This is a genomic window from Lentzea sp. NPDC092896 (assembly GCF_044754905.1).
Classification (GTDB): domain Bacteria; phylum Actinomycetota; class Actinomycetes; order Mycobacteriales; family Pseudonocardiaceae; genus Lentzea.
The window spans coordinates 59,405-75,768 of sequence record NZ_JBIVPX010000009.1 but is presented as its reverse complement, the minus strand read 5'-3'; the positions used below and the strand labels follow the sequence as shown (position 1 = coordinate 75,768).

Annotated in this window: 16 protein-coding genes; 5 read left to right on the top strand and 11 right to left on the bottom strand. The window is 69.8% G+C overall.

Annotation, left to right across the window (positions count from 1 at the left end; all coding sequences use genetic code 11):
* Complete coding sequence (locus ACIQF0_RS35295; protein WP_401036963.1) at positions 1 to 885, bottom strand: hypothetical protein; 885 nt, start codon at positions 883 to 885, stop codon at positions 1 to 3.
* Positions 886 to 1,063: 178 nt separating this feature from the next.
* Between ACIQF0_RS35295 and ACIQF0_RS35290 the strand changes: the two genes are divergently transcribed.
* Positions 1,064 to 2,236 carry a S8 family peptidase gene (locus ACIQF0_RS35290; protein ID WP_401036961.1) on the top strand — a complete coding sequence of 391 codons (1,173 nt, stop codon included), beginning with the start codon at positions 1,064 to 1,066 and terminating at the stop codon, positions 2,234 to 2,236.
* Positions 2,237 to 2,367: 131 nt separating this feature from the next.
* On the opposite strand, the gene ACIQF0_RS35285 is transcribed toward ACIQF0_RS35290, so the two are convergent.
* From ACIQF0_RS35285 to ACIQF0_RS35250, 8 genes are all read right to left on the bottom strand, one after another.
* Complete coding sequence (locus tag ACIQF0_RS35285) at positions 2,368 to 3,249, bottom strand: hypothetical protein (protein ID WP_360047270.1); 882 nt, start codon at positions 3,247 to 3,249, stop codon at positions 2,368 to 2,370.
* A gap of 66 nt (positions 3,250 to 3,315) precedes the next feature.
* The gene (hutI, locus tag ACIQF0_RS35280) at positions 3,316 to 4,449 is read right to left on the bottom strand and encodes an imidazolonepropionase (protein WP_360047269.1); all 1,134 of its coding nucleotides are present in this window, start codon (positions 4,447 to 4,449) and stop codon (positions 3,316 to 3,318) included.
* Positions 4,446 to 5,720 carry a formimidoylglutamate deiminase gene (locus tag ACIQF0_RS35275; RefSeq protein WP_401036959.1) on the bottom strand — a complete coding sequence of 425 codons (1,275 nt, stop codon included), beginning with the start codon at positions 5,718 to 5,720 and terminating at the stop codon, positions 4,446 to 4,448. The genes hutI and ACIQF0_RS35275 overlap by 4 nt, the downstream gene beginning before the upstream one ends.
* Positions 5,717 to 6,886 (bottom strand): allantoate amidohydrolase, encoded by a 1,170-nt coding sequence (locus tag ACIQF0_RS35270; protein WP_401036956.1) that lies wholly within the window; start codon positions 6,884 to 6,886, stop codon positions 5,717 to 5,719. Before ACIQF0_RS35270 ends, ACIQF0_RS35275 begins: the two co-directional genes overlap by 4 nt.
* On the bottom strand, positions 6,886 to 8,526 hold the full coding sequence (gene hutU, locus ACIQF0_RS35265) for a urocanate hydratase (RefSeq protein ID WP_401036954.1): 1,641 nt from the start codon (positions 8,524 to 8,526) through the stop codon (positions 6,886 to 6,888). The genes ACIQF0_RS35270 and hutU overlap by 1 nt, the downstream gene beginning before the upstream one ends.
* Positions 8,526 to 10,031 (bottom strand): histidine ammonia-lyase, encoded by a 1,506-nt coding sequence (hutH, locus tag ACIQF0_RS35260; RefSeq protein WP_401036952.1) that lies wholly within the window; start codon positions 10,029 to 10,031, stop codon positions 8,526 to 8,528. Before hutH ends, hutU begins: the two co-directional genes overlap by 1 nt.
* Before the next feature lie 76 nt (positions 10,032 to 10,107).
* The gene (locus tag ACIQF0_RS35255) at positions 10,108 to 11,019 is read right to left on the bottom strand and encodes a hypothetical protein (protein WP_401036949.1); all 912 of its coding nucleotides are present in this window, start codon (positions 11,017 to 11,019) and stop codon (positions 10,108 to 10,110) included.
* Positions 11,016 to 11,543 carry a SigE family RNA polymerase sigma factor gene (locus ACIQF0_RS35250; protein WP_093592114.1) on the bottom strand — a complete coding sequence of 176 codons (528 nt, stop codon included), beginning with the start codon at positions 11,541 to 11,543 and terminating at the stop codon, positions 11,016 to 11,018. The genes ACIQF0_RS35255 and ACIQF0_RS35250 overlap by 4 nt, the downstream gene beginning before the upstream one ends.
* 113 nt (positions 11,544 to 11,656) lie before the next feature.
* Between ACIQF0_RS35250 and ACIQF0_RS35245 the strand changes: the two genes are divergently transcribed.
* Genes ACIQF0_RS35245 through ACIQF0_RS35230 form a run of 4 tightly spaced genes read left to right on the top strand, consistent with a single transcriptional unit; the run spans position 11,657 to position 14,744 of the window.
* The gene (locus tag ACIQF0_RS35245) at positions 11,657 to 12,442 is read left to right on the top strand and encodes an IclR family transcriptional regulator (RefSeq protein WP_401036946.1); all 786 of its coding nucleotides are present in this window, start codon (positions 11,657 to 11,659) and stop codon (positions 12,440 to 12,442) included.
* A gap of 36 nt (positions 12,443 to 12,478) precedes the next feature.
* Positions 12,479 to 12,913 carry a MarR family winged helix-turn-helix transcriptional regulator gene (locus tag ACIQF0_RS35240; protein WP_401036943.1) on the top strand — a complete coding sequence of 145 codons (435 nt, stop codon included), beginning with the start codon at positions 12,479 to 12,481 and terminating at the stop codon, positions 12,911 to 12,913.
* A gap of 10 nt (positions 12,914 to 12,923) precedes the next feature.
* Positions 12,924 to 13,766, top strand: coding sequence for a haloalkane dehalogenase (locus ACIQF0_RS35235; protein ID WP_401036941.1), 843 nt, complete (start codon positions 12,924 to 12,926; stop codon positions 13,764 to 13,766).
* A 9-nt stretch (positions 13,767 to 13,775) separates the two neighbouring features.
* The gene (locus ACIQF0_RS35230) at positions 13,776 to 14,744 is read left to right on the top strand and encodes a GNAT family N-acetyltransferase (RefSeq protein ID WP_401036938.1); all 969 of its coding nucleotides are present in this window, start codon (positions 13,776 to 13,778) and stop codon (positions 14,742 to 14,744) included.
* A gap of 54 nt (positions 14,745 to 14,798) precedes the next feature.
* Here ACIQF0_RS35230 and ACIQF0_RS35225 read toward each other — a convergent pair whose 3' ends face one another.
* Entirely contained in the window at positions 14,799 to 15,665 is an 867-nt protein-coding gene (locus ACIQF0_RS35225; protein WP_360047259.1) for an ABC transporter substrate-binding protein, read from the bottom strand.
* A gap of 29 nt (positions 15,666 to 15,694) precedes the next feature.
* On the bottom strand, positions 15,695 to 16,360 hold the full coding sequence (locus ACIQF0_RS35220; protein WP_093592096.1) for an ABC transporter permease: 666 nt from the start codon (positions 16,358 to 16,360) through the stop codon (positions 15,695 to 15,697).
* Positions 16,361 to 16,364: the final 4 nt, after the last annotated feature.

The following is a 16,364-nucleotide window of genomic DNA, read 5'->3' as shown; positions in this document are numbered from 1 at the left end:
CTACTCCCATTCCCACTTGATGCCGTAGACGTAACCGGCCTGGGCCTCGTGCACCACGATGTGGGCGGAGGCGGTGGTGCCGATCCAGAGTTCGCCGGTGTCCACGTCCGGCGCGCCCGGCTCAGTTCGGTAGAAGCTGTTGCACCGCACGGGAACCGCGTCCGGGTGGAACTCGACCTCCAGCACGTACTCGCGCAGTGCGCGGACGAACGTGCGATCCGCCGAGACGCTGTCCGCACCGGGGTCCGCGGTCATCCGCAGGTCCACCAGGGCGGTGTCGCCCGACCGCAGCACGCGGTCGAGGATGACCTCGGCGACGACCAGCTTGTTCACCTCGTCGCGGCGCACGCGGCCGATGCGGCACGACTTCGAAGCGATGATCTCGCCCGGTGAGTGGTCGGTGTCGTCGGCGGTCTTCGAGACGAGGATCCGGTCGACGCCGTCCTCGAACGCCTCGATCACCGCGCTGGACCGCATCTCGACCTCACGGCGGTCCGCACCGATCACCGTCAGGTCCCGCACGACGAGGTACTTCGCCGGCGCGGCGGTGAGGTGGTCGACGCGGGTGATGGCGCGGCCCAGGTCGAGGGCGGCCTCCTGCCAGATCCCCTCCAGTGCGGCGACGCGCTCGGTCCACCTGCCGCGCGGGCGCCGGTCGCCGAGTTGCCCGGTCAGCGTGCCGGGCTCCAGCCGCAGGACCTCTTCGAGCACGGCGACGGCGTGCAACGACTCCGGGCGTTCTGGACGGCTGCGGCCTCGGCGCCAGTACGAGAGCGTCGACAGGCTCACCTGGACGCCGCGTGACTCCAGGTGGCGCTGGATCCGCTCCAGACTGAGGCCGCTCGCCTCCACGGCCCGCGTCAGAGCGTCACCGAATTCCGCCACCACCGAATACTACGGCCAGTGATCAAATCCGGCCCGCCCAAGCACGGCGAGTGCTTGAAAACGGTATCGCCACAGTTTTGACAGTATTGAGAACTGAAGTTTCGAACCTGTTATCCGAAGCACAACTCGCGTTAGTTTCTTGGTGTTCCCCAGTTCATTCCCTGCCAGGAGGAACCCCATGGCACTTCGGCGTCACATCGCCTTCGCGGCGGCATTGGGCATCGCTTCCACGGCGATGTGGACGCCTACCGCGATCGCCGAAGAAGCAGTGCTCCCCGGTGCGGGCGCACAGGCGGTCGAGGGCAGCTACATCGTGGTGCTGAAGGACGGCGCGCGCACCCCTGCCAGCGCGTTGGCGTCCCGCTACCAGGGCAATGTCAAGCACACCTACAGCGCCGCGCTGAACGGGTTCTCGGTCACCGGAATGTCCGAACGACAGGCACGCAGGCTCGCGGCCGACCCGGACGTGCAATTCGTCGAGCGCAACACGTTCGCCACGATCCAGGCCACGCAGTCGAACCCGGTCTGGGGTCTGGACAGGATCGACCAGGCGAATCTGCCGCTCAACCAGTCCTACACGTACCCGAACACCGCGTCGAACGTGACGGCGTACGTTCTTGACACCGGAATCAGGAAAACGCATTCCGAATTCGAGGGCCGCGCTTCCGACGGTTACGACTTCATCGACAACGACGCCGTCGCACAGGACTGCCAGGGCCACGGCACGCACGTCGCCGGAACGGTCGCGGGCAAGACCTACGGCGTCGCGAAGAAGGCCAAGCTCGTCGGCGTCCGCGTGCTCGACTGCAACGGCAGCGGTGCGTGGGACGGCATCATCCGCGGCATCGACTGGGTGACGGCCAACGGCAAGAAGCCCGCCGTCGTCAACATGAGCCTCGGTGGCAGCGGCACGAACGCCTCGCTGGAGAACGCCGTCAAGCGCTCGATCAGCGCGGGCTTCACCTACGTGCTGGCGGGCGGCAACAGCGGCCAGGACGCGTGCAGCTTCACCCCGGCCCGCACGCCGGAGGCGATCACGGTCGGAGCGTCGGACCGCGCGGACAAGCGTTCGATCTGGAGCGCCGGCTCGTCGAACTACGGCAAGTGCCTCGACATCTGGGCACCGGGCAGCGACATCGTGAGTGCATCCCACAACAACGACACCGGCACGCGTTCGATGGGCGGCACGTCGATGGCCTCCCCGCACGTCGCCGGAGCGGCTGCGCTCTACCTGAGCGCGAACCCGTCCGCGACGCCCGCCCAGGTGCGCACCGCCCTGGTCGGAGCGGCAACGCCGAACAAGCTGACCGACATCAAGACGGGTTCCCCGAACCTGTTGCTGAAGGTCTAGGTACCTGCCGTCGTCGCCTCCCTGCGGCGGCGACGGCCATCCTGGGCGCCCTCGATGCCCACGGCCGAATGCGGCTCGGCCGAAGCATCATCTCAACTGGGGGGCGCTTGCGGTGGGAGTGGGAGTAGCGGCTACTCCCACTCCCACCGCACTCCATAGATTCCGGGCTTCGAGTTCCGCACGTGGATGTGCGTCGATGCCGTCGTCCCGATCCACAGGTCGTTCAGAGCGGTCTCCGGCTCGTGCAGCGAAGGCCTGGCGAACTGGAAGCAGCGCGCCGGCACCGCGTCCGGGTGGAAGTCGATCTGCAGCGTGTACTCGTTCACCGGACGCAGGAACCGCCGGTCGCAGACCTCGCTGTCCGCACCGGGTCTCATCCGGACCGTGTAGTCGACGAGAGCCGTCTCGCCCGCCCTGAGCATCCGGTCGAAGAGGATCTCCGCGACGAGGAACCCGGTGGAGTCCTCGCTGCGCACCCTCCCGAGCCGGCACGGCGGCCCCGCCTCGATCGACGGGACACCGAGGTCCGTGGCATCGGCCAGCTGGATCGCGAGGAACCTGTCGACGCCGTCCTCCAGCGCCTGGACCACGCCGGTGCAGTGGTTCGAGACCTCACGGCGGTCCGGCCCGATCACCTGACGGTCCTGCACGCTCAGGTAGGTCGTCGCCGTCGGCTGCAGCCGGTCGATCCGCGACATGACCTCACCGAGGTCGGTGGCCCGCGAGTCCCACATGTCCTCAAGGGACAGTGACTGGTCCACCCAGCGCCCGCGCGGCCGCTTGTCGCCCAGCCGGTCGGTCAGGAAGCCCTCGCCGAGGTCGAGGAGTTCCTCCAGCGCGGCGACGACCTTCAGCGACTCGGGACGTTCCGGCCGGCTGCGGCCGCGGCGCCAGTAGCTCAGGGTCGAGATGCTCACCTGCATGCCGCGCGCGGCGAGGTGGTGCTGGATGCGTTCGAGACTGAGGCCGCTGTTGTCGACGGCTTTCGTCAGGGCCTCCGCGAAATCCACCACGGGGACACCGTACGGCCCCGCACCTTCCGCCAATAGGCCCACACGGAGGGTAATGAGACGCCGGTCTCAAATGGCTCGTACGCCCCGACGCCACACGGAGTGCGTCAACGGGACGCCCGGGCGGTACGCCAGATGCGTGATCGAGGGCGCGTCCAGCACGTGGAGATCAGCCCGCGCACCAGGCCTGATGACCCCGACGTCGTCCCGGCGCAACGCCTGCGCGCCTCCCGCCGTCGCCGCCCAGACCGCTTCCTCGACGCTCATCCGCATCTGCAGGACCGCTGTCGTCACGCAGAACGCCATCGACGACGTGTACGACGAGCCGGGGTTGCAGTTGCTGGCGAGCGCGACCGTGGCACCGGCGTCCAGCAGGGCGCGGGCGGGCGGCAGCGACTGGCGGGTCGACAGGTCGCACGCCGGGAGCAGCGTGGCGACGGTGTCCGACGACGCCAGCGCGTCGACGTCGGCAGCCGACAAATACGTGCAGTGGTCTACCGAGGCGGCGCCGAGTTCCACGGCCAGCCGCACGCCGGGGCCCTCACCGAGCTGGTTGCCGTGAACCCGCAGGCCCAGGCCCTTCTCCTGGGCCGCGACGAGCACCGCCTTCGACTGGTCGTAGTCGAAGGCGCCCTTCTCGCAGAACACGTCCGCCCAGCGCACGAGGGGTGCGACGGCGTCGAGCATCTCGCCGCGGACCAGCTCGACGTACTCGTCCGCGTCCTCGCCGGGCGGCACCAGGTGGGCGCCGAGGAACGTGACCTCGTCGGCGTGCTCAGCCGCGATGCGCGCCGACCGCACCTCGTCGGCCACGTTGAGGCCGTAGCCGGTCTTGGTCTCGACGAACGTCGTGCCCTGACGCAAGGCTTCGGCGATGTGCTTGCGCACCACCGCGGCCAGTTCCTCGTCGGTCGCGGCACGGGTCGCGTTGACGGTCACGGCGATGCCGCCCGCGGTGTACGGCTTGCCGGCCATGCGCGCGCCGAACTCGGCGGTGCGGTCGCCCGCGAAGACCAGGTGGGTGTGGCTGTCGACCCAGCCCGGCAGCACCGCGCGACCCTCGACGTCGACCCTTTCGTCGGCCGCCGGGGCGTCGCCCGCGTTTCCGACCCAGGCGATCTCCGCGCCGTCGACGACCAGCGCGTCGCCGCTGACCTCGGTGTTCGTGGTCAGCTCACCGATGCCGGTGATCAGCACGCTCATGCCCACAGCTCCTCGATCGCGTCCGTCAGCAGCCTGCCGACGTCTCCCAGAGTCTCGTGCACTCCGCCCGCGGCGACCACGCGGCCGCCGACCACCACGGTGTCCACATCGGACGCCGTCGCGGACAGGAGAACCTGCTGCGGCAACGAACCCGCGGTGCGCGGCGTCGAGCAGCTGATCGCCACGAGGTCGCAGGGCGCGCCGACCTCGATGCGTCCACCGTCCCAGCCGAGCGCGGAGTGGCGGGTGGCGGTGTCGAGCAGTTCGGCCGGCGAGAAGCGGCCTCGCTGACCGGTGCGGAGGCGTTCGTTGTGCTCCAGGGCCCTGGTTTCCAGCAGCGGGTCGATCACCGCGTGCTGGTCGCTGCCCAGCGACAACGGGCTGCCCGCGTCGGCCAGTTCGCGGGCAGGGCCGATGCCGTCGGCCAGGTCCGCCTCGGTCGTCGGGCAGAAGCACGCGCCGGTGCCGGAGTTGCCCAGCAGCGCGATGTCCTCGGCCGTCAGGTGCGTGGCGTGCACGGCAGTCGTTCGTGGCGACAACGCGCCGGCCTCGTGCAGGAGTCCGGTCGGCGTGAGGCCGTAAGCCGCGAGGCAGGCCTCGTTCTCGGCGGGCTGCTCGGAGAGGTGAACGTGCAGCGGCGCGTCCGGAAAGGCCTGCGCCACCACGGAAAGCTCGGCTCGCGGGACCGCACGGACCGAGTGGATCGCCGCTCCGACGCGCATCACGCCGTCGGGCTTCAGCTCGCCGACCCTGGACGCCCACGCCTCGGCGGTGCCGTCGGAGAAGCGTTGCTGCACCTCGTTGACGGGCTGGTCGATGCCACCCGCGAGGTAACAGGTGTCGAGCAACGTCAGCCGGATCCCGGCGTCGGAAGCCGCTTCCCGCAACGCGTACCCGAACTCGTTCGACCTGTCGTGGACGTAGTGGAACTCGCCCACCGCCGACACACCCGCGAGCACCATCTCGCCGTAGACCGCGCGAGCCAGGCGGTAGTACGACTGCGGGGTCAGCTTGGAGGCCAGCGCGTACATGCCCTCGCGCCACGTCCAGAACGTGCCGCCGCCGTCGTGCGTGCGGCCGCGGAGAGCCCGGTGGAACGCGTGCGAATGGGCGTTCGCGAAGCCCGGCACGACGACACCGTGCAGGCGGCGAACGCCCAGCGGAATGGTGTCCACTGCGGACACGCTCGCGATCACGCCGTTCTCGACCCTGACCAGCACGCGGTCGGCGAGCCCGGTGGGCAACCAGGCTCGCTCGCACCAGAAGTTCATGAGCCGAGGTGTTCGATGGTCGCGGCCAGCGCCTTGACGCCCTCGTCGACGTCGGCCTGCTCGGCGAACTCCTCCGGCGCGTGGCTCACGCCGGTCGGGTTGCGCACGAACAACATCGCGGTCGGCACGTGCCCGGCGAGGATGCCCGCGTCGTGGCCGGCACCGGTCGGCAGCGCCGGAACGCCACCGAGCGCGCCCGCGATGTCGTCCCGCAACGCGGAGTCGAAGTACACCGTGTCGCCGTACGACTCCTCGGTGATCCTCAACTCGCAGCCTTCCTCCTTGGCGGCCTGGTGCGCCGCCTCGGAGATCTCCGCGACCATCGCACGAGTGCGCGCGTCGTCGCTGTCCCGCGCGTCCAGCCAGACGTCCACGGTGGACGCGATGACGTTGGTGCCACCGGGGTTGGGGACGAGCCTTCCCACGGTGGCACGCCCGCCACCCCTGGCCGCCTTCCTGGCGGCGAGGACGAGTTGGGACGCCGGAAGCATCGGGTCGCGGCGATCTTCGATCAACGTCGCGCCGGCGTGGTTGCCCTCGCCGGAGAACGTGAAGCGCCACCGGCCGTGCGCGAGGATGCTGCTCGCCACGCCGACCGGAACCGTGAGGCCACGGCCCTGTTCGACGTGCAGCTCGACGAACTGGCCGATGCGCTTGAGCGCCCGTTCATCGCGGCCGGCCAGTTCGGGGTCGTACCCCGCGGCCTTCATGGCCTCGGCCAGCGTGATGCCGTCGGGATCCTTGAGCGCCAACGCCTTCTCCGGCGAGATGGCACCGGTCAGCAACCGCGAACCGAGGCACGCGACGCCGAACCGGCCGCCCTCCTCCTCGGCGAAGACCGTGATCGCGAACGGCCGCGCGGGCGTGAACCCCTTGGCCTGCAGGAGATCCACGGCCTCCAGAGCCGACGTCACCCCCAGCGGGCCGTCGAACGCCCCGCCACCGGGCACCGAGTCCAGATGGCTGCCGGTGATGAGCGCGTTGTCGCCGCGCTCGCCCCACCACGCCCAGAGGTTGCCGTTCTGGTCGGTCTCCACGTTGAGACCGCGCCGGACCGCCTGCTCGACGAACCAGTGCCGCAGCTCGAGTTCAGGCTTGTTGTAACCGTGGCGCGAGTAGCCACCGCGCTTCAGGTCCTTGCCGACGTCCGCGATCTGGTCGAGCATCAGCCCTCCATCGGAATGCGGACGCCTTTGTCCGCTGCCACCGTCTTCGCCTCGTCGTACCCGGCGTCCACGTGCCGGATGACGCCCATGCCGGGGTCGTTGGTCAGCACGCGCTCGATCTTCCGCGCCGCGAGCTCGGTGCCGTCCGCGACCGTCACCTGACCGGCGTGGATCGAGCGGCCGATGCCGACGCCGCCGCCGTGGTGGATCGACACCCAGGTGGCGCCGGAGGCCGTGTTGACCAGGGCGTTGAGCAGCGGCCAGTCCGCGATCGCGTCGGAACCGTCAGCCATCGCCTCGGTCTCGCGGTACGGGGAGGCCACCGAGCCGCAGTCGAGGTGGTCGCGGCCGATGACGATCGGCGCGGACAGCTCGCCGGACGCCACCATCTCGTTGAACTTGAGGCCCGCGAGGTGCCGTTCGCCGTAGCCGAGCCAGCAGATGCGGGCGGGCAGGCCCTGGAACTCGACGCGCTCCCCCGCCATCTTGATCCACCGGTGCAGCTGCTCGTTCTCCGGGAACAGCTCCAGGATCGCGGCGTCGGTCTTGGCGATGTCGGCCGGGTCGCCGGACAGCGCCGCCCAGCGGAACGGGCCCTTGCCCTCGCAGAACAACGGGCGGATGTAGGCGGGCACGAAGCCGGGGAACGCGAACGCGCGCTCGTAGCCGCCGAGCTGGGCCTCACCGCGGATCGAGTTGCCGTAGTCGAACACCTCGGCGCCGCGGTCCATGAACCCGACCATGGCCTCGACGTGCGCGGCCATGGACTTGCGGGCGCGCTCGGTGAACTCCTCCGGCTTCGCGGCGGCGTAGTCCTGCCACTCCTCCAGCGAGACACCGACAGGCAGGTACGCCAACGGGTCGTGCGCCGACGTCTGGTCCGTGACGATGTCGATCGCGACCTCGCGGCGCAGCAGCTCGGGCAGGATCTCCGCCGCATTGCCCACGACACCAACGGAAACGGCCTCACCGGCGGCCTTCGCGGCCAGCACGCGCTCGATCGCCGAGTCCAGGTCCGCGGCCACCTCGTCGAGGTAGCGGGTCTCCAGGCGGCGCTGGGCGCGGTGCGGGTCGACCTCGATGCAGAGCGCGACGCCCTCGTTCATCGTCACGGCGAGCGGCTGCGCGCCGCCCATGCCGCCGAGGCCCGCTGTGACCGTGAGCGTTCCACGCAGCGTGCCGTTGAAGCGCTTGGTGGCGACGGCGGCGAACGTCTCGAACGTGCCCTGCAGGATGCCCTGGGTGCCGATGTAGATCCACGAACCGGCGGTCATCTGCCCGTACATCGTGAGGCCCTCGGCCTCCAGGCGGCGGAACTCCGGCCAGTTCGCCCAGTCCGGCACGAGGTTCGAGTTCGCGATGAGCACGCGCGGCGCCCACTCGTTCGTGCGCATGACACCGACCGGACGGCCCGACTGCACGAGCAGGGTCTCGTCGGCTTCCAGGTTCTTGAGCTCGCGGGTGATGGCGTCGAACGACGGCCAGTCGCGCGCGGCCTTGCCGGTGCCGCCGTAGACGACGAGGTCCTCGGGACGTTCGGCGACGTCCGGGTCGAGGTTGTTGTGGAACATCCGCAGCGCGGCCTCGGTGGACCAGTTCTTCGCGGTCAGCTCGGTGCCGCGGTCAGCGCGAACAACCATTACAGGGCTCCACTTCGAATCAGGGCCTCGGCGGCGGCGATCTCGGGGGCGAGGTGGCGGTCGGGACCAGGACCCAGGACGGTCTCGCGCAACTTCGCCACGGCGGCGGCCGTCGCGGGGGCGGGCTTGAGGGGCGCGCGCAGGTCGAGAGCCCGTGCGGCGGTGAGCAGTTCGATGGCCAGCACGGTCGTGAGACCGTCGACGGCCTTGCGCAGCTTGCGAGCGGCGGACCAGCCCATCGACACGTGGTCCTCCTGCATCGCGGAGGACGGGATCGAGTCGACCGACGCCGGCACGGCCAGGCGCTTGAGCTCGGACACGATCGCCGCCTGCGTGTACTGGGCGATCATGTGACCGGAGTCGACGCCGGGGTCGTCGGCGAGGAACGGCGGCAGGCCGTGCGACCGCGAGACGTCGAGCATCCGGTCGGTGCGGCGCTCGGCGATCGAGGCGACGTCCGCGAGCGGGATGGCCAGGAAGTCCAGCACGTAGGCGACCGGGGCGCCGTGGAAGTTGCCGTTGGACTCGACGCGGCCGTCCGCCAGCACGACGGGGTTGTCGATCACCGACGACAGCTCGCGGTCCGCCACCGTGGCCGCGTAGGCGACCGTGTCGCGGGCGGCACCGTGCACCTGCGGCGAGCAGCGCAGCGAGTACGCGTCCTGCACGCGGGTGCAGTCCGGGCCGCGGTGCGAGGCGACGATCTCGGAGTTCTTCAGGAACGCGAGCATCCGCGCGGCGCTGACGTTCTGGCCGGGGTGCGGGCGCAGCGCGTGCAGTTCGGGCTCGAAGACGCGGTCGGTGCCCAGCAGGGCCTCGACGCTCATCGCGGCGGTGAGGTCCGCGATGTCCAGCAGCCTGGTGAAGTCGGCGATCGCCAGCGACAGCATGCCGAGCATGCCGTCGGTGCCGTTGATCAGCGCGAGGCCTTCCTTCTCGGCCAGCTGCACCGGTTCGATGCCCGCTTCGGCGAGTGCCTCGGCGGCGGGCACGAGCTCGTCGCGGGAGTTGCGGACCATGCCCTCGCCCATCAGGGCGAGCGCGTTGGCGGAGAGAGGCGCGAGGTCGCCGGAACAGCCCAGCGAGCCGTACTCCTGCACGATCGGGGTGATGCCGGCGTTCAGCATCCCAGCCATGGCGTCCACAGTGGACAGCCGGACGCCGGTGTGGCCGGTCGAGAGCGTGCGCAGGCGCAGCAGCATTAACGCCCGCACGACCTCCCGCTCGACCTCGGGACCGGAACCGGCGGCGTGCGAGCGGATCAGCGACCGCTGCAGCTGGGCACGGCGGTCCGGCGGGATGTGCCGGACGGCGAGCGCGCCGAACCCGGTCGAGACGCCGTAGGTGGGGCGTTCGGCCGTGGCGAGCTGTTCGATGTGGCCACGGGCGGCGGTGACCGCCTCACGGGCCGCCGCGGTGATCTCCACCGGGGCGCCGTCGCGGGCGACGGCATGAACGTCCTCGAGGGTCAGAGGCTTCGGACCCAGCTCCACCGGTTGTCGCATGGAGACATCACAGCGCTCCGGAGCCGAGTCAGCGACCCCGGAGCGCCCGATGGTGTCTGGGACTCCAGACAGGCCCCTAGAGGCCCTTGCCGATCCAGCCCGTGTCCGGCCGGCCGACGATCTCGACCTTGTTCACCAGCTCGATCAGCTCGTCGGACCAGGCGCTGGAGGTCGCCGAGATCCACAGGCCGCCGTCCTGGACCGCCACGGTGTTGCCGTTGCGCACGCCCTGCTTGCCGCGCACGGTCACCGCCTCGTTCGGCGCGGGCAGCTCCGGCCTGTCCGTCGCCACCTGCACGGAGATCGAGTTCCTGCCCAGCGACGAGTGCCACTTGTCCGGCGCGGTGCCGCGCACGACCTCGGCGTACCTGCCTTCGAGCTTGAACGGCGGCTCGTGGGTGATCTTGGCGTCGGCTCGCACCGACTCGGCCACGCGCAGAGCGACCTCACGTGCGTCGCTCACCCCGCTCATGGTCACCTCCAGGACGTCCTGCGCCTTCCAGGCGACGGTTGCGGCGTCGCCCCTGACCTGCACCCACGCCTCCAGGCCGCGGACTTTGGCCGACTCCCACCCGTGGGTGTCCGGCATCCCGCTGAGCGCTCTGATCACGAGGCTCGGATTGCTGTAGGGCGTAGCGCCCGCGGGACCCCACACCCTGGTGGGCGCCGCGTTCGTGGCGCGAAGGCTCTCGACGAACCCGGACGGCAACCAGTGCGGTGCGTACTTGAACACGACGCCCTTGCCGTTGTCCTGCACGAGCGCGGCGGCGGCGTCGTTCGGGTTCGGCGGCGTGTACCTGTCGCTGGCGATGACACCCGCGAAGATCAGGACGACGACCGCGGCCATGCCGGCCGTGGCGATCAGGAAGACGTTGTTCCGCTGCCTCTTCCGCTTGCGCCGCAGGGCGTTCAGCGTCGGCCCCGGATGCGGGGTGCGTTCGGCGAGCTGGCCGAGCGCATCCTTGATCAGCTGTTCGGTGTCGTTCACGACAGGCCCTCCCCGAGCCGCAACCCGACACCAGCGGGCTCCGGCGTGTGGTCCAGGCGGAGTGTGGCCAGCGCACGCGAGATGTGGCTGCGCACGGTTCCCTCGGCACAACCGAGCATCTGTGCGATCTCCGAGTCCTCGTAGTTCTCGTAGTAGCGGAGCACGACGGCGGCCCGCTGTTTGCGGGGCAGCTTCGCGATCCGCTGCAACATTGCTTCCCGCTCGTCGTAGTGGTGCGTCTTGTCCGCGACGGGCGGGGTGACGGACTCCAGCGTCGTCATGCAGAGAGCGACGTCCTTGGCGGCCCTGCGCCTGCGCCACGAGAGGTACTCGTTGGTCACCATGCGCTTGACGTAGGCGTTGGGGAGGTCGACTGAACCGATGCGATCCCATTTCTGCTGCGCACGCAGCAGGACTTCCTGGACCACGTCCTGGGCCAGGTGCGGGTCGCACGTGAGCACGGTGGCATAGCGCAGCAACGGGGTCACCTGTTCTGCCACGAAGTCATCGAAACTCGGTGTCAATCCCGACCCCCTTCAAAACCGTCACGCCCCTCCAACGCTCCCCGGGCGTGTTCTGTTGAGTGTGCCCTGATGTAGTAACGGCGTGGGCTGCATCACGTGGGAAAATCACTTTTGTGGGCAGCAGCAGTGACGTTCCCGCGCTGCGGCGAGGGTTGGCGGTCCTCCGGCTGCTGGCGGGCAGACCGGGGCCCGTCTCCGCGGCGTCGGTGGCGCGCGAGCTGAATCTGCCCAGGTCAACGACCTATCACCTGCTGTCGGAGCTGACCGAGGCCGGTTTCGCGACGCACTTCCCCGAGGAGAAGCGCTACGGCCTGGGCGTCGCGGCGTTCGAACTCGGCTCCGCGTACCTGCGGCACGACCCGCTGGAACGCCTGGCCCGCCCGTTGCTGCGCAAGCTCGCCGACCGGATGGAGAAGGTCGCGCATCTGGGCGTCCTGCACGGCGCCGAGGCCCTCTACCTCGTGCGCGAGCAGCCCAGGCAGCCGCAGTCGATCGTGTCCGACGTCGGCGTCCGGCTGCCCGCCCACCTGACCGCCTCCGGCCGCGCAATGCTGGCCCACCTGCCTCCCGCGCAGGTCAGGGCGCTGCTGCCGTCCGTAGCCGCGTTCGTCGACCGGACCGGCAGGGGCCCGCACAACCTGCCGGCGCTGCGCCGGTTGCTGACGCTCGAACGCCGTCAGGGCTGGTCGGTCGAGGACGGGTTCGTGACCGCCGGGTTCGCCTCGGTGGCCGCGCCGGTGTTCGACCACGGCGAGCGGCCGATCGCGGCCATCACGCTGACGTTCCGGCACCTGTGCGACACGCCGTGCGGCTCCACCTGGCCCGACCTGGCCAAAGAGGTCCGCAAGGCGGCCGAGGAACTGACGGTCCGGATCGGCGGGCACGTGGCTTCGGGTTAGTAGCCATGTACATAGTAGCCATGTACCGTATCTGTCATGAGCAGTGCGGGACCGACGCCTGGGCACCTCGTGTGGCGTTTGGCGATGAAGTGGCGGACGGCCGTTGACCGCGCGTTGCACCCCCTCGGGCTGACGCACGCCCAGTACGTGGTGCTGTCGTCGTTGGTCGCGCTCGACCGGCCGTCGCAACGCGAACTGGCCGACCACACCGGTCTCGAACCGCTGTACGTCTCGAAGCTGGCGCGCGCCCTGGAGACCTCGGGCTTCATCGCCCGCACCCGCGACACCGTCGACACCCGGACCGTCCGGCTCGCCCTGACCCCACACGGCCACTCGACGGTCGAGCCCGCCATCGAGGTCGTCCGGTCACTGCTGGACCGGCTCCTGGAGCCCCTGGGCGGACGCTCCGGCGACCGCACCGAGGCGCTCTCCCGCGAACTGACGGCACTGCTCGACGTCCCACTCGACTAGGAGCCTTCCGATGCCCGTCGTCCCCGTCCTCGACTCGACCATCCACCACCTGGAGTCCGGTTCCGCGCCGTTCGTGTTCCTGCACGGCAATCCCGCCTCGTCGCACATCTGGCGGAACGTCCTGCCCGAACTGGGAGGACTCGCGCCGGACCTGATCGGCATGGGCAGATCCGGCAAGCCGCCCATCGACTACTCGTTCGCCGACCACGCGCGCTACCTGGACGCGTGGTTCGACGAGCTCGGCCTGGACCGCGTGGTCCTGGTCGGCCACGACTGGGGCGGCACGCTCGCGTTCGACTGGGCGGCCCGGCACCCTTCGCGCGTCGCGGGCATCGCCTTCTTCGAGCCGATGCTGAAGCCGTTGCGCAGCGACGAACTGCAACCTGCCGCCCGCGAACGCACGCGCAGGCTGCGCACCCCTGGTCTGGGCGAGGAACTGGTGCTGGACCAGGACACCCTCGTGCGCCAAGCGTTCACCGGCGGGGTGCTGAACCCGGTCCCGGACGAGGACATGGCGGCGTACCTGGCGCCCTACCCCGACCGGGAGAGCCGCCGCCCGCTGCTGGCGTGGGTGCGGCAGCTTCCGGTCGACGGCGAGCCTGCCGCCCTGATCCCCCGCATGGAGGCCTACGGCGAGTGGCTGGGTGCGTCACCGGTGCCGAAGCTGTTGCTGACCTTCGAGAATTCTCCGACGCTGGCCATCGGGCCGGCGCTGACGGCCTGGTGTCAGGAGAACATCGCCGCGCTGGAGGTCGTCGCGTGCGGGGAAGCCGGGCATCACGCGCAGGAGGACCGGCCGAAGGAGATCGCAGCGGCGATCGCGGCCTGGGCGAAGCAGCACGATCTTGCTTAGATCGGTCGCATGGGGGTAACTGTCGAAACACTCGACCTGACACAGGCGCCGGACGACGACCTGCGCGCCGCCTACGACATCCTGGCTGCCTGGAGGCGAGTCACGACGCCGGAGGACGAACCGCTGGACTTCGCCACCTGGCTGAAGAAGAAGCGCATCCCGGACGTGCACTGGGGCCAGGCACGCTATCTGGTCGCACGGCAGGACGGGCAGACCGTCGGGGTCCTGGAGGGATTCGTACCGGAGGTCCACAACGCGGGCCACGCCGCCGGGCTGGTCGTGGTGGATCCCCGGTGGCGCAACCAGGGCATCGGCACGGCGTTGTTCCAGGCAGGCGCGCGGGAAGCGGCCGCGGACGTTCTGGAGGCCGGGTGGATCCCGCAGCACTCGGAAGGGGAACGGTGGGCGCTCGCCCGCGGCTTCCGCGCTGTCAACGCGATGACCAGACAGCAACTGGTGCTCACCGATCCGCTGCCTGATCCGGGCGAGATCCCCGCCGGCTACCGGGTGGTCCGCTGGGAGGGCAGGACGCCGGAGGAGTTCGTCGGCGCCTACGCCGACGCGCTCAACGCGTTCAAGGACGCGCCGTTCGGCGACAGCACCCTGGTGCAGCCGCACTACACACCGGAGAGCCTCCGCCAGGAGGAAGCGGCGTTCGCGGCCGGCGGGACCGACATGTGGGTCGTGCTGGTGCTGCACGGAGACGAACCCGCCGGAGTGACCGTGCTGCACCGGCAACCCAGCAGGCCGGCCCTCGGCGACCAGCGGCACACGGTCGTGCTGCCCGCACACCGAGGGAAAGGGCTGGGCAGGTTGATCAAGGCGATCATGCTCCGCGACCTGCCCGGCGTCGAACGCATCACGACCACCACCAGCAGCACCAACGAACACATGCTGCGCGTCAACCACTCGCTCGGCTTCACCGATCAGAGCACCACCGTCGACCTGAGCGCCCGCGTCGCCGACCTGAACCTCTAGCAACGACAGCGGGGCGGACACCCGAAGGTGCCCGCCCCGCTCAGTTCGTCCAGGTCAGATGCCCGCCGAGGCGAGCCACTCCTTGGCGACCTTCTCCGGCTCCGGCTTGTCCGGCGACGACAGCTTCTGGTTCAGCTCCAGCAGCGTCTTCGTGTCGAGCTTCTTCGCGATGGCGTTGAGGGTGTCGCGAACCTGCTGCGACGCCTTCTTCTCGTTGATGAGCGGCAGCACGTTCTGCGCGGCGAAGACGTTCTTCGGGTCTTCCAGCACCACGAACTCGTTGGCCTTGATGGCCGCGTCCGTCGTGAACAGGTCGGCCGCCTGCACCGTGTTGTCCTTCAGGCCGGCGACGGTCAGCGGGCCGCCGACGTCGAGGGCCTTGAACTCCTTGAACTCACATGCGTACTTGGCCTTGAGGCCCGGCAGGCCGTCCGGGCGGTTCTGGAACTCCGGCGGGCCGCCGAAGACCAGGTCCTTGCAGTACGGCACGAGGTCGTCGATCGACTTCAGGCTGTACTGGGCAGCGATCTGCTTGGTGACTACGACGGCGTCCTTGTCCTCGGCGGAGGACTTGTCGAGCACGATGAGGCCCGCCGGCAGCGCCTTCTTCAGCGCCGCGTAGACCTCGTCCGAGCCGACCTCGGGCGCTTCCTTGTTGACGTGCTTGAGAAGCACGCCGGTGTACTCGGGGATCAGGTCGATCGAGCCGTCCTGCACGCCCTTGAAGTACAGCTCCCGGTTGCCGATGTTCGGCTTCTTCGAGACCTTGACGCCCTTGGCGGACAACGCTTCCGCGTAGATCTCCGAGAGCAGTCGCGACTCCGGGAAGTTCGCGGAGCCCACGACGATGGTGTCCGTCGGGGCCGGGTCGGTCTTGCCGTCTCCGGTCAGCGGATCGCCACCGCACGCAGACAGAAGCATGACCGCAGCGACGGCTGTCGCGATGCGCTTCATCTCTTTCCTCCGGTTCCCACTGGACGCAGCCCTGGCGAGACCGTCAGCCGTTGCAGGCCGGCGAACCCCAGGTCGACGAGAACGGCGAGCAGTGCCACGAGCACCGCGCCGGCGAGCATCTGTCCGAACTCCTGCAGGGCGAGGCCGTCGAAGACGAGCCTGCCCAGTCCACCGGCGCCCGTGTAGGCGGCGATGGTGGCGGTCGCGACCACTTGCAGCGCGGCGCCGCGGAAACCGCCGTAGATCAACGGAAGCGCGTTCGGGATCTCCACCTGGAGCAGCACACCCGACTCGCGCATGCCGACACCCCGTGCGGCGTCGACGGTCACCGGGTCGACCGCGCGGACGCCCGCGTACGTGCCCGCCATGATCGGCGGGATCGCGAGCAGCACCAGCGCGACGTACACCGGGAAGTCACCCAGACCCGCCCACAGCACGACGAGGATCAGCACCGCCGTGGTCGGCAACGCCCGCAGAGCGTTGGAGAGTCCGACGATCACGAACCCGCCCTTGCCGGTGTGACCGACGAACGCGCCCAGCGGGATCGCGATGACCGCGGCGATGAGCAACGTCAGCAGCGTGTAGCCGAGGTGTTCGGCCAACCGCACCGGAATCCCGGTCGTGCCGGACCAGTGCGCGGGATCGAAGAGCCAGCCACCCATTCAG